This is a genomic window from Streptomyces sp. NPDC044033, from assembly GCF_056434425.1.
Map to the genome: position 1 here is coordinate 740,288 of NZ_JBWKFF010000001.1, position 12,709 is coordinate 752,996.

Below are 12,709 nucleotides of genomic sequence, written 5' to 3' on the forward strand. Positions count from 1 at the left end.
GCCCGCTTTACCCGGCCGTTCTGCATAGATTCCGCAGTTGCGAGTCGTTTGCAACAGGGTGTTGAGCCTTCTACCGTCCCGACGGGGGCCGGGTCGAGGAAGGCTGCTTCATGAGCGATACAGCAGGTCACAGCGCGGCGGAGGGCCGGACGGCCGGGACGGCCCGAATGGCCCGGATACGCGGTTCCATGACGCCGAAGGAGTGGCGGCACGTCTTCGGCATGGTCGGCTTCATCGCCCTCCTGCACGTCGTCGGCTGGTTCACGCTCATCGCGCTCATCGCCCCGCACCACTATGCCGTCGGCGGCTCGGTCTTCGGCGTCGGCATGGGCGTCACCGCGTACACGCTCGGCATGCGGCACGCCTTCGACGCCGACCACATCGCGGCCATCGACAACACCACCCGCAAGCTCATGGCCGACGGCAAGCGCCCGCTCTCCGTCGGCTTCTGGTTCTCGCTCGGCCACTCCTCCGTGGTCTTCGCGCTCTGCCTGCTGCTCTCCTTCGGCGTACGGGCGCTGGCCGGGCAGGTGGAGAGCGACTCCTCCACCCTCCAGAACTCCGCCGGACTCGTCGGCACCCTGGTCTCCGGCTGCTTCCTGCTGCTCATCGCCGCGATCAACGTCGCCGTGCTGCTGGGCATCGTGAAGGTGTTCCGCCGGATGCGGCAGGGCGACTACGACGAGGCCGAGCTGGAGGAGCAGCTCAACAAGCGCGGCTTCATGAACCGGATTCTGGGCCGCGCCACCAAGGCCGTCCGCAAGCCCGGCCACATGTATCCGATCGGCTTCCTCTTCGGCCTCGGCTTCGACACCGCCACCGAGGTGTCGCTGCTCGTCCTGGCCGGCGGCGCGTCCGCCTTCAACCTGCCCTGGTACGCGATCCTGACGCTGCCCGTGCTGTTCGCGGCCGGGATGTGCCTGCTGGACACCATCGACGGCTCGTTCATGAACTTCGCCTACGACTGGGCGTTCTCCCGGCCGGTCCGCAAGGTCTACTACAACCTCACCATCACCGGTCTCTCGGTCGCCGTGGCCGTCATCATCGGCGGCATCGAGCTGGTCTCGATCCTCTCCGACCAGCTCGGCTGGGACACCGGGATCATCGGCTGGATCGGCTCCCTGGATCTGAATTCGGTCGGATTCGTCATCGTCGGCCTCTTCGCCGCCGTCTGGCTCGTGGCCCTGGCCATCTGGCGATTCGGCCGCATCGAGGAGAAGTGGTCCGCCGGAGTCCGGCCGGCCGCGGCGGAGCGCGGACAGTAGCAGGGTCGTCGGCGTCTCCTGGCCCCGCGCAATGCCCGCGCAATGCCGGTGCGGGGTAAAGGGCCCGAAGGAGTGAATGCCCGGAACTTCTCTAAAGGGCCGGAGTTATTCAGTTCGCTTTCCCAGTAGGGGCGCTTCACGACGATCGAAAGGCATAGACGTGCTTAAGAAGGTACTCGCCACGGCAGCCCTGACGGTTTCCGCGGTCGGCACCATCGCCGGCCCCGCGATGGCGGTCGGCAACGACGACGACCTCAACAACGGCAACGCCGCGGAGTCCGCCTACGGCAACACGCACACCGGCGGCAAGGAGAGCCCGCAGATGAGCCTGATCCAGGGCACGCTCAACAAGCCCTGCCTCGGCATCGGCAAGCTCGGCGTCCAGTCGGTCCTCGCCCTGATCAACGTCGGCGTCCAGGACGTGCCGATCCTCACGTCGCAGCAGCAGCAGCAGTGCGCCGACAACTCCTCCATCCGGGACGGCGACGACCAGCTGTCGCACATCCTCGACGAGATCCCGGTGCTGTCCGGCAACGGCTCCGCCAACGGCCGCTGACCCATACGGCCGAGTCCGGTATTCCTCCCTGCGGCGGGTGTGCAGCCCCGCCGCAGGGGGGTTTTCGTATTTCCGGAATTGTCGGGCCCGATAGGCCACATGAGTGAAGTGTAATAACCTTCTCGGACTTTTCGAGTTGGGCAGGTAGCTCTCTATTCACCGACCCAGAGCGAAGGAATACATCGTGATCAAGAAGGTACTCGCCACGGCGGCCCTGACGGTTTCCGCGGTCGGCTCCATCGCGGGCCCCGCGATGGCGGTCGCCAACGATGACGACGTCAACAACGGCAACGCCGCCTCCCAGAGCTACGGCAACACCCACACCGGCGGCTACATGAGCCCGCAGATCGGCCTGATCCAGGGCTCCCTCAACAAGCCCTGCATCGGCCTCGGCAAGCTCGGCGCCCAGTCGCTCATCGGCCTGATCAACGTCGGCGTCCAGGACGTGCCGATCCTCTCCTCGCAGCAGCAGCAGTCCTGTGTCGAGAACTCCTCGATCAAGGACGGCGACGACGCCCTGTCGCACATCCTCAGCGAGGTCCCGGTGCTGTCCGGCAACGGTTCGGCCAACCACTGACCGCACGACGGAGCCCGTAGCAGCTCTGTGGTCACCGGGCCCCCGGTCGCCGCGTCCCACCGGACGCCGCGGCCGGGGGCCCGTCGGTGCTCCGGGCGGCCCCTCCGCCGGGCCCGTTATGCATCGTGATGTCGGAGCTATTGAAAAGTTGCGGGGTACACGATGATCTTGGCCCCATGACGACGAACCGACATGCGCCGGACATCCTCTCCCCGGAGTTCGCCGCGGATCCGTACAGCGCGTACCGCATCATGCGGGATGAATTCCCGCTGATCCGGCACGAGGCCATGCAGAGTTACATCGTCTCCCGGTACGAGGACGTGGAGCGGGCCTTCAAGGACCCCGCCTTCACCACCGACAACTACGACTGGCAGCTGGAGCCCGCGCACGGCCGCACCATCCTCCAGATGAGCGGCCGCGAACACGCCGTCCGCCGCGCCCTGGTGGCCCCGGCCTTCCGCGGCAACGCCCTCCAGGACCACTTCATGCCGGTCATCGAGCGCAACGCCCGTACCCTCATCGACGGCTTCCGGCACACCGGCCGGGCCGACCTCGTCGCCGACTTCGCGACCCGCTTCCCCGTCAACGTCATCGTCGACATGCTCGGCCTCGACCAGGGCGAGTACGAGCGGTTCCACCGCTGGTACACGGCGATCATCGGCTTCCTCGGCAACCTCTCCCAGGACCCCGAGGTGGCCGCGGCGGGCGTCCGCACCCGCGAGGAGTTCGCCGCCTACATGCTGCCCGTCATCCGCGAACGCCGCACCGCCCTCGGCGACGACCTGCTCTCCACGCTCTGCGCGGCGGAGATCGACGGCACCAGGATGAGCGACGAGGACATCAAGTCGTTCTGCAGCCTGCTGCTCACCGCGGGCGGCGAGACCACCGACAAGGCCCTCGCCGGCATCGTCCACAATTTGCTGGAGAACCCCGAGCAGCTCGCCGCCGTACGCGCGGACCACTCCCTGATCCCGCTGGCCTTCGCCGAGACCCTGCGCTACACGCCCCCGGTGCACATGATCATGCGTCAGGTCTCCGAGGACGTCGAGATCGGCGGCGGCACGGTCCCCGCGGGCTCCACGGTCACCTGCCTGATCGGCGCGGCCGGCCGGGACGAGCGCCGGTACGCCGACCCCGACGCCTTCGACATCTTCCGCACCGACCTGAGCGCGAAGAACGCCTTCTCGGCCGCGGCCGACCACCTCGCCTTCGCCCTCGGCCGGCACTTCTGCGTGGGCGCCCTGCTCGCCAAGGCCGAGGTGGAGACCGGCATCGGCCTGCTCCTCGACGCCATGCCCGACCTCGCCCTGGCGGAGAGCTTCCGCCCGGCCGAGCAGGGCCTGTTCACCCGCGGCCTCGGGGCCCTGCCGGTGACCTTCACGCCCAGCACGTAGCGGACGCGCCCGGATCAGCCCCCGCTTCCCGGCACGTAGGCGGGGGCGCATCCGGCCGGGCCGGGGTCAGCCCATGCTTCCCGGCACGTAAGCGGGGGTGAACCCGACCGGCAGCGCCGCCAGCCCGCGCATCCACACCGACGGCCGCCACACCAGTTCCCGCGCCTCGACCGCCAGCAGCACGTCCGGCAGCCGGTCCAGCAGGATCTCGACGGCCGCCTTGGCGATCACCTCGGCGATCTCCGGCGCGGGATACGGGCACGAGTGCTCGCCGTGGCTGAAGGACATATGGGCCTGATTGCCCTCGGAACCGGCGTACGAGTCCGGCCGCACCTGCGGGTCGTTGTTCGCGGCGGCCAGCCCGAGTACGAGCAGGTCCCCGGTACGGATGCGCTGGCCGCCCAGCTGGGTGTCGCGGGTGGCCCAGCGGCCGATGAAGTTCTGCGTGGGCGTGTCCTCCCACAGCACCTCGTTGAGCGCCTGCCCGACGCTGCGCCGGCCGCCCGCCAGCGTCACCGCGAACCGGTCGTCGGTGAGCATCAGCCGCAGCGTGTTGCCGATCCAGTTCGCCGTGGGCTGCTGGGCGGCGGCCATCACCACGAGCAGATCGATGACGATCTCCTCCACGGCCAGCCCCGCCGCGTGCCCCAGCAGCCTTGAGGGCACGTCCGGCCCCGGGTGCACCCGCTTGTCCTGCACGAGGCGCCCCATCCGGGCCGCGACCCGCTGGTGCGCCTCGATGGCCCCCTCGGTCTCGTCGAGCGAGTCGGCGATGTCCCGCACCAGCGGGGGGATCTCGGAGTCCGGCAGACCGAACAGCTCGGCGACGACCAGCAGCGGCATCCGGAACGCGAAGTCCGCCATCAGATCCGCCTCGCCGCGCCCGGCGAACGCGTCGATCAGCGAGTCGGCGACCCGCTCGCAGATCTGCCGCAGCTCGAACTGGTCGACGGCGGCCAGCGCGTCGCTGATCGCCCCCGCCCGCCGCCGGTGCTCCGGCCCCTCGGCGAACATCACCGACGGCTGGTACCCGACGTACGGCATGAGCGGCCAGTCGGCCGGGATGCGGTTCCACGCGTGCCAGCGCCGGGAGTCGCGGGCGAACAGCTGCGAATCGCCGGCGACCTGGTGCACCTCCCGGTACCCGAGCACGAACCAGGCGGGGATGCCGCCGTCCAGCAGGATCGGCGCGACCGGCCCGTGGTCGCGGCGCAGCTCCCGGTACAGCCGCGCCGGATCGCTCTGGAACCCCTCCCCGTACAGGGGCACGGCCCCTTGGTGCGCGGGGCAGCCGGGAGGCGGGGCGACGGCGTCGGGCGAGGGGGGCTGGTACGTCACGGTGTGATCTCCCGGGCGGACAGGGCGTAGAGGTGGTTGACGAGCGCGATCAGGACCTTCTTGCAGGAGTCGCGGTCGCGCGCGTCGCAGTCGATCAGGGGCACGTCGGGGGACAGGTCGAGCGCCTCCCGTACCTGCTCCAGCGTGTGGTGCGGGCCGCCGAAGTCGTTGCGGGCCACGATGAACGGCATCCGGTGGTGCTCCAGGCGGTCGATCGCGTACCAGGAGTCGTCCAGGCGCCGGGTGTCGACGAGGACCACCGCGCCCAGCGTCCCGGAGAACAGCCGGTCCCACAGGAACCAGAAGCGCTCCTGGCCCGGCGCGCCGAAGAGATACAGCACGGCCTGGTCGTTGATGCTGATGCGGCCGAAGTCGAAGGCGACGGTGGTGGTGGACTTGGACTCCACGCCCGAGGGGTCGTCGACGCCGATGCCCGCCCGCGTCATCGTCTCCTCGGTGTTGAGCGGGCGTATCTCGCTGACGGAGCGGACCATCGTGGTCTTGCCGACGCCGAAGCCGCCGACTATCACGATCTTCAGGCCGTTGTCCGCGGTACTCCGCAGATGGTCGCGGCCGGCGGTCGGCTCAGAGACGGTGGAGTGCAACGAGCACCTCCTTCAACAGGTCTGGGTCGGGGAGCTGGGCCGCGGCCGGGGCCGAACGCGGATGGCGCGCGGTGATCCGGCCCCCGTCGAGCAGGTCGCAGAGCAGGATCTTGACGATGCTGACCGGCAGCCGCAGCTCCGCGGAGATCTCCACGACCGCCACCGGGTACTGGCACATGGCGAGGATCCGGGCGTGCTCGGACTGCATGCCCGGGGTCGGATCGCATTCGCTGACGACGAGGGTGACCAGGTCGAAGCGGCTCTCGTCGGCGCGGCTGCGGCCGCCGGTGACGGTGTAGAGCCGGTCCGGGTCGTCGTCGGGCCCCAGCCTCCTCATACCGACTGGCGGGGGGCGGCGCTGAGGTACTCGCCGATCTGCTCGACCAGCTCATTCATGTTGAAGCCGATGACGCCGACATCGGCGTCCTCCGTCGCCACCACGGCCAGATGCGCGCCGTGCCCGGCCTCCACGATGAACAGGATGCCGCCGTGGAACTCGGTCATCGCCTGCCGGACTCCGCCGGAGCCGTCGCCGAACTCGACGGACGCGCCGTGCGACAGGCTCTGGATGCCGGACGCTATCGCGGAGAGCTGGTCCGCCTGGTCCACGGAGAGCTCCTTGGAGTGGCAGAGCTTGAGGCCGTCCTTGGACAGCACGAGCGCGTGCCGGGTCCCCGGGGTCTTCTGGAGGAGGTTTTCCAGCATCCAGTCGAGGCTGCGGTCGGTGGTGTTCATCGGGGGTCGTCCTCCGGGCGGGCGGGGGTGGGGGCGGGGGAAGAGTTGCTGCCTTGGACAGCTCTGCGGAAGGTGCTGAACCGCGCCGCGGCCTCCTCGCGGGAGCGCGCGGGCGGCGCGTCGCCGCGCGACGGCGTCGGGGAGGGCGCGGAGGCCAGCGTCTGGCCGCGGCGGCGCTTGGGCAGCCCGCTGTCACCGAGGTCGGCGGCGGGGGCCTGCGCGGGGGCGGGCGCCGGTACGGGCGCTGCGGGGGCCTGCGGCGGTAGGGGCGCGGCAGGGGCCTGTGCGGTGGCGGGCGCGGGCATCGGCGCGTGCTGCGGCGCGGCGGGCGTACGGGCGTGCCGCGGCGCGCCCTGTTCGGCCAGGGCTGGGGAGGGCTGCGCGGGGAGCTGGGTGACCAGCTGCTGGGGGATGAGGATCACCACGCCCGTACCGCCGCGCGAGGAGGGGCGGAAGGAGACGGACAGGCCGTGCTTGCGGGCCAGACAGCCCACCACGGCGAGGCCCAGCCGGGTGCCGGACAGCGTCAGCAGGTCGAGGGTCTCGGAGGAGACGGCCTGCTCGGCGCGGCGCAGCGCGGCCTCGCTCATGACCAGCCCGCCGTCCTCGACGGTGATCACGATGCCGGCCTGGGCCTCCTCCACATAGACGTGCGCCTCGGAGGAGGGCGGCGAGAAGGTGGTGGCGTTGTCCATGATCTCGGCGAGCGCGTGCATGATGCCCTCGGCGGCGTGCCCGGCGACCGCGGCGCTGCTGCTGGAGTGCAGTCGCACCCGGCGGTAGGCGCTGATGCGGCCCATGGCGCCGCGCAGGATCGACTCCATCGCGATCGGCTTGGTCCAGCGGCGGCCCGAGCGGGCTCCGGTGAGCACGGCGATGCTGTCCGCGAGGCGGCCCGCCTGCGCGGTGCTGTGGTCGAGCTTGAGCAGGTCGCCGAGGACCTCCTCGCCGTGCCGGTGCTCCATCTCCCGGAGGTCGGCGAGCATGCTGGTGGCCAGTGCCTGGACGCGGCCGGCGGCGTTGGCGCAGGCGGACATCGCGGCGGCGCGCATCCGCTCGCCCCGGCCGACCTCCTCGGCCAGGATCCGTACGATCCGCCGGTGCGCGCCGTCGGCGGGCTGTCTCACGTGGGCGAGCGCGGTGTCCACGGACGAGCCCCGGCGCAGCACGGCGACGAGCGCGGGCAGCGTGTCGTCGGCCAGCCGGCCGGCCTCCGCTTCCAGCGCGGCGATCTGGTCGCGGCGCGCCCGTGCGGTCCGCACGCTGTGCGCGGTCGCGGCGAGCGAGAGGCTCAGCAGTGCGGCGGCGGCCCCACCGCACCAGGCCACCGGGGTCTGTACCGAGCCCGGGGCGGTCAGCGCCGCCCAGAGGCACAGGCCGCCGGTGACGGCAGCCGCGGCCAGCAGGACGAGCAGCGCTTGCCCCACGGGTGGGCGTACTGCCTGCTGGCGAGTGGATATGAGTGCTGACATCAAACTGGTCCTTGTGAACGGTTGATGGCGTGGGGAGCCAGGCAGCGCGAGGCGTTGCGGAGATCGTTCAGCACCATATCCGCTCCGCGTGGCGCGGCAACTGGCCGTCCGAAGAGTGGCGTTGGCACGGGGTGCCGTATCGGGTGCACCGCACTGACCTGGGGCTTCCGTTTGGCTTGGGAGATAAGGGCATTGAGGCGTGACGGGCGCGCCCCCGCAGGCGCATACTGACCGTAATGACGAAATCAGCCGCGCCCAAGCGCCATCTGCCCACCAGCCCCTTCAGCGCACCGACCGTCAGTCCGCCCAAGAAGTTCGTCGTCGGCGAGCGGGTCACCCACGATCAGTACGGCCTCGGCCGCGTCGTCGGGGTCGAGGAAGACCTCGCCGTGCTCGTGGACTTCGGCTCCCGACAGGAGCGGCTCCCCACGCCGTTCGCCAGGCTGAACAAGCTCTGAGACGTCGGGGCGCCGCCCGTCAGGACCCCTGGTCCGGCGGCGCACCGGTGGATCGGCGCAGCTCGTCGTTGAGGCGCCGGGCCTCGTCCAGCTGGTCCTCCAGGGCGATGATGCGGCAGGCGGCCTCGACCGGCGTGCCCTGATCGACCAGCTCTCGTGCGCGGGCCGCGATGCGCAGCTGGTAGCGGGAGTAGCGGCGATGACCGCCGTCCGAGCGCAGCGGGGTGATCAGGTGTGCCTCCCCCAGAGTGCGGAGAAAGGCGGCGGTGGTGCCGATCATTTCGGCGGCGCGCCCCATCGTGTAGGCGGGGTAGTCGTCGTCGTCGAACGGGCGGGGTGTTGGGGGCATCGCACCTTGTCTTCGTGAGCGCGAGATGGGGCTCAAGCGTCTGTGTGGCCCCTCAAAGCTATCGAGGCGCTGCGCGCATGTCTATCGTGGCGGCTGTAGATATCGTCGCGGGCCGCACCCAGGGTTTGTCGAGGATCGCGCCCAGGATTTGTCGAGGCCCGCCCCCAATCTTTATGGACCGTTTGGCGGAGCTGTATAGTTCCTGGGCGTAATCGGCCCGGACGTGCTATCGTCTGGGGCAGTTGCAGTTGTGGTTCCCAAGAACTCTGTGCACCTCTGACCCCCGGGTCGTAGGCGCATTTTTGTTTTACCGGTAAGTATTCCGGAATGGGGCAATCATCGCGGCGACGCTGGATTCACGCAGTGTGAATCCTCGGCTCTGCCCCAGAAGGAGAATTAATATGGCTACCGGTACCGTGAAGTGGTTCAACTCGGAAAAGGGCTTCGGCTTCATTGAGCAGGACGGCGGCGGCGCCGACGTCTTCGCCCACTACTCGAACATCGCCACCCAGGGCTTCCGTGAGCTCCAGGAGGGCCAGAAGGTCTCCTTCGACGTCACGCAGGGCCAGAAGGGCCCGCAGGCCGAGAACATCGTTCCCGCCTGACGTCGTTCGACGTACCGCGCAGCTGGGGCCCGCACCGTGAGGGTGCGGGCCCCAGCTCGTTGCTTTTCGGCTGTTTACCGGCCGTACACCGCCAGGTGCCCCGCCGGCCGGACGCGTCCCGTACCCTGAATTCTTTTCGGTGGCTCGGACGATTTTTCCGATCGGCCGCTGCACGGGTGTGCAGCCTTTCCCGGGCGGGTTTCGGGGCGCATTTCCGGCCCGCTGTCCGCCGCTTAATTCCGGCTCGTTCCTGCGATTCTTCGCGCGGTCGTTTCATCCACGCCGCTGGAGAGTTCCCCGATACGTGCCGCATCGAGGAAGTTCTCATATGACACGACCCGACCGCCCGAACGATCAATACCGCCGTGGTCGCGGCGGCTACGGCTCCCGCAGCGCCTCCGCTCCCCGCAGCGGTGCCGGCCCCCGCGGCGGCTACGGCTCCGGCCCGGCCCGCCGCCGCCCCGCCGCCGCCCCGCAGGGCGAGTTCGCGCTGCCGACCGGCACCTCGCCCGCGCTGCCCGCCGTCGAGGCCTTCGCCGACCTGGACATGCCCGCGGCGCTGCGGACGACGCTCACCCGGCATGGCGTCACGGAGCCGTTCCCCATCCAGGCGGCCACCCTGCCGAACGCGCTGGCCGGCCGGGACGTGCTGGGCCGCGGCCGTACGGGCTCCGGCAAGACGCTCGCCTTCGGGCTGGCCCTCCTCGCCCGGACCGCGGCCGCCGGCCGCCGGGCCGAGCCGCGGGCGCCGATGGCGCTCGTCCTGGTCCCCACCCGGGAGCTCGCCCAGCAGGTCACCGACGCGCTCACGCCGTACGCCCAGGCGGTGCGGCTGAAGATCGCCACGGTGGTCGGCGGGATGTCGATCGGCCGCCAGGCCGGTGCGCTGCGCGCGGGCGCGGAGGTCGTCATCGCGACGCCGGGGCGGCTCAAGGACCTGATCGAGCGCCGCGACTGCCGGCTGGACCAGGTCGCGATCACGGTCCTGGACGAGGCCGACCAGATGGCCGACATGGGGTTCATGCCGCAGGTCACCGCGTTGCTGAACCAGGTGCGCGTCGACGGCCAGCGGATGCTGTTCTCGGCGACCCTGGACCGCAATGTGGACCAGCTGGTGCGCCGGTTCCTGAACGACCCGGTGGTCCACTCGGTGGACCCCTCGGCGGGCGCGGTCACCACCATGGAGCACCACGTCCTGCATGTGCACGGGGCCGACAAGCGGGCCACCACCACGGAGATCGCCGCCCGCGACGGGCGAGTGATCATGTTCCTGGACACCAAGCACGCCGTGGACCTGCTCACCAAGGAGCTGCTGGCCAGCGGCGTACGGGCGGCTGCGCTGCACGGCGGCAAGTCGCAGCCGCAGCGCAACCGGACGCTGGAGCAGTTCAAGAGCGGGCACGTCAGCGTGCTGGTCGCCACCAATGTGGCGGCCCGCGGCATCCACGTCGACAACCTCGACCTCGTCGTGAACGTGGACCCGCCGACCGACCACAAGGACTATCTGCACCGCGGCGGCCGTACCGCGCGGGCGGGCGAGTCCGGCAGCGTCGTCACCCTGGTGCTGCCGAACCAGCGCCGCACCATGGCGCGGCTGATGTCAGACGCCGGTATCACCCCGCAGACCACCCAGGTCCGCTCCGGCGACGCCGAACTCACCCGCATCACGGGGGCCCGCACGCCCTCCGGCGTCCCGGTCTCGGTCTCCGCGCCGCCCGCCGAGCGGGCCCAGCGCGGCGGGTCCGCGTCACGCGGACGCCGCCGCCCGAGCCAGGGCCGCCGGCCGTCGGCGGGGTCCGCGGGCTCTTCGGGCAGCCGCCGCCCCTCGGCGGCGTAGGCGGGGAAGCCGGCGCGCAGCCGGCTCGTATGACGCCAAGAGGGGCGCGGACCGAGGTCCGCGCCCCTCTTCGGCGATCCGGGCTCCGTCAGCCCAGGTTCAGCGCCGTACGGATCGTGGTGTTGAGGTCGGTCTGGTTGGTGACCCCGAGCACCCGGTACGCCTCCGGGCCCTCGGCCGCGATGCGCACCTCCGTGCCGCTGTGCTCCTGCGACTCGCCCACCGGGCTCGTGCCGTAGCTGACCTTCATCTTCTGGCCCTCGTCGGTGACCAGGGTGGAGCTCATGCCCGCCGGCTCGCTGTCGACCGGGACGACCTGGCTGCTGTGGCCGTGGTCGGCGGTGGTGACCACCAGCGTGTCGGGGTGCTTGGCGGCGTAGTCCCGGGCCACCTTCACGGCGCGGTCGAACGCGGCCGTCTCGCCGATCTGGCCGCACGGGTCGGCGGCGTGGTCCTCGCTGTCGATGTTGGCGCCCTCGACCTGGAGGAAGAAGCCCTTGTCCGCGCGGGACCCCGACTTCTTCTTGGCCTGCTTGCCCTCCAGCAGTTGGATGGCCTGCGTGGTCTGGTCGGCCAGGGTCGGGGTGCCCTTGGGGCGCTTGGGGTTGCTGGTGACGCAGCGCTGGGGGTCGGTGCCCTTGCCGGTGGCGGGCTTGCCGGTCCACTCGATCGGGATGTCGTAGTCGGCGAAGAGGCCGAGCACGGGCCGGTCGGCCTTGGCCTTCTTCATCGCCTTGGTGTCGGTGACGACCTGGTAGCCGAGCTTCTTGGCCTGCTCGGTGACCGTCTTGCCCTTGTACTGGCCTTCCTTGACCTTCTGGTCGAAGTGGCCCTTGCCGCCGCCGAGCAGCACGTCCACCTTGTGGTTGACGCTCTGCTCCGCGATCGACCCCGGGCCGCCCTTGCTGATGCGGTCCACGGAACACTTCTTCATGTCCTCGGGGCCCTGGCAGTCGCGGTCGGTGACGTGCGACGCCTGCACCGCGGGCGTGGCGTCGGTGAGGTCGGCGGTGGTGATGGAGCCGGTGGCGAGGCCGCCGTGCTGCGCCATCTCCAGCAGCGTGGGTATCGCCTTGTTGGTGTCCGGCGTCTTCGACACCCGGCCGTTGACGGTCTTGTGGCCGGTCGCCCAGCCGGTGCCGCTGGCGGAGGAGTCGGTGACGTAGTCCGGCTTGCCGTGCTTGTCGACGGAGTACGTGGTGTACGCGCCCGTCATCGGGAACGTGTCCATGTTCAGCCGGCCGGCCGCGCCCACGGTGTAGTTGCGCGCGAGGGTTATCTCCGAGTCGCCCATGCCGTCACCGATCAGCAGGATGACGTTCTTGGCCGGGCCCGCCTTGACGGCGGCGCGGACCTTGTCCGCCGGACCGAAGGCACTGGCTCCGGCGGGCACGGCGACGGCGGTCGCGAGCACCACGGCGGCGCTCCACGTGACATGGCGGCGGGTCAGGCGCAGTCTTCGCACGAGCATTTCCCTCTCTTAGGCCGACCGGATGCCGACGGAGTGAAGCACAGCAG

The 12,709-nt window shown here is 70.5% G+C and carries 14 protein-coding genes; 7 read left to right on the forward strand and 7 right to left on the reverse strand.

Translation table 11 applies throughout. The annotated features are described in order from the left end of the window. Positions 1-167: 167 nt before the first annotated feature. From nicT to AC07AB_RS03300, 4 genes are all read left to right on the forward strand, one after another. Complete coding sequence (gene nicT, locus AC07AB_RS03285) at positions 168-1,265, forward strand: Nickel transporter NicT (protein WP_478559733.1); 1,098 nt, start codon at positions 168-170, stop codon at positions 1,263-1,265. A 160-nt stretch (positions 1,266-1,425) separates the two neighbouring features. Next, positions 1,426-1,821: a rodlin gene (locus AC07AB_RS03290; RefSeq protein ID WP_478559166.1), complete on the forward strand. Its 396-nt coding sequence runs from the start codon at positions 1,426-1,428 to the stop codon at positions 1,819-1,821. Positions 1,822-2,005: 184 nt separating this feature from the next. Then, a complete protein-coding gene (locus AC07AB_RS03295; RefSeq protein WP_478559169.1) occupies positions 2,006-2,398 on the forward strand; it encodes a rodlin in 393 nt (130 codons plus the stop codon). A gap of 176 nt (positions 2,399-2,574) precedes the next feature. Beyond that, positions 2,575-3,792 (forward strand): cytochrome P450, encoded by a 1,218-nt coding sequence (locus AC07AB_RS03300; RefSeq protein WP_478559172.1) that lies wholly within the window; start codon positions 2,575-2,577, stop codon positions 3,790-3,792. 66 nt (positions 3,793-3,858) lie between these two features. On the opposite strand, the gene AC07AB_RS03305 is transcribed toward AC07AB_RS03300, so the two are convergent. Genes AC07AB_RS03305 through AC07AB_RS03325 form a run of 5 tightly spaced genes read right to left on the reverse strand, consistent with a single transcriptional unit; the run spans position 3,859 to position 7,942 of the window. Next, a complete protein-coding gene (locus AC07AB_RS03305) occupies positions 3,859-5,130 on the reverse strand; it encodes a cytochrome P450 (RefSeq protein ID WP_478559175.1) in 1,272 nt (423 codons plus the stop codon). Next, the gene (locus AC07AB_RS03310) at positions 5,127-5,735 is read right to left on the reverse strand and encodes a GTP-binding protein (protein ID WP_478559178.1); all 609 of its coding nucleotides are present in this window, start codon (positions 5,733-5,735) and stop codon (positions 5,127-5,129) included. Before AC07AB_RS03310 ends, AC07AB_RS03305 begins: the two co-directional genes overlap by 4 nt. Continuing rightward, the gene (locus tag AC07AB_RS03315; RefSeq protein ID WP_363128379.1) at positions 5,716-6,072 is read right to left on the reverse strand and encodes a DUF742 domain-containing protein; all 357 of its coding nucleotides are present in this window, start codon (positions 6,070-6,072) and stop codon (positions 5,716-5,718) included. The genes AC07AB_RS03310 and AC07AB_RS03315 overlap by 20 nt, the downstream gene beginning before the upstream one ends. Beyond that, positions 6,069-6,470, reverse strand: a complete 402-nt coding sequence (locus AC07AB_RS03320) for a roadblock/LC7 domain-containing protein (RefSeq protein WP_478559181.1) — start codon at positions 6,468-6,470, stop codon at positions 6,069-6,071. Before AC07AB_RS03320 ends, AC07AB_RS03315 begins: the two co-directional genes overlap by 4 nt. Next, a complete protein-coding gene (locus AC07AB_RS03325; protein ID WP_478559184.1) occupies positions 6,467-7,942 on the reverse strand; it encodes a sensor histidine kinase in 1,476 nt (491 codons plus the stop codon). The genes AC07AB_RS03320 and AC07AB_RS03325 overlap by 4 nt, the downstream gene beginning before the upstream one ends. Positions 7,943-8,178: 236 nt before the next feature. Between AC07AB_RS03325 and AC07AB_RS03330 the strand changes: the two genes are divergently transcribed. Continuing rightward, positions 8,179-8,400, forward strand: a complete 222-nt coding sequence (locus AC07AB_RS03330) for a hypothetical protein (RefSeq protein WP_478559187.1) — start codon at positions 8,179-8,181, stop codon at positions 8,398-8,400. 19 nt (positions 8,401-8,419) lie between these two features. Here AC07AB_RS03330 and AC07AB_RS03335 read toward each other — a convergent pair whose 3' ends face one another. Next, on the reverse strand, positions 8,420-8,749 hold the full coding sequence (locus tag AC07AB_RS03335) for a MerR family transcriptional regulator (protein ID WP_478559190.1): 330 nt from the start codon (positions 8,747-8,749) through the stop codon (positions 8,420-8,422). Between the two features lie 401 nt (positions 8,750-9,150). Here AC07AB_RS03335 and AC07AB_RS03340 point away from each other — a divergent pair, with 401 nt between their 5' ends. Beyond that, a complete protein-coding gene (locus tag AC07AB_RS03340; RefSeq protein ID WP_015607926.1) occupies positions 9,151-9,354 on the forward strand; it encodes a cold-shock protein in 204 nt (67 codons plus the stop codon). A 328-nt stretch (positions 9,355-9,682) separates the two neighbouring features. After that, positions 9,683-11,191 carry a DEAD/DEAH box helicase gene (locus AC07AB_RS03345; protein WP_478559193.1) on the forward strand — a complete coding sequence of 503 codons (1,509 nt, stop codon included), beginning with the start codon at positions 9,683-9,685 and terminating at the stop codon, positions 11,189-11,191. An 88-nt stretch (positions 11,192-11,279) separates the two neighbouring features. Here AC07AB_RS03345 and AC07AB_RS03350 read toward each other — a convergent pair whose 3' ends face one another. Then, positions 11,280-12,662, reverse strand: a complete 1,383-nt coding sequence (locus AC07AB_RS03350) for an alkaline phosphatase (RefSeq protein ID WP_478559196.1) — start codon at positions 12,660-12,662, stop codon at positions 11,280-11,282. Between the last annotated feature and the right edge of the window lie 47 nt (positions 12,663-12,709).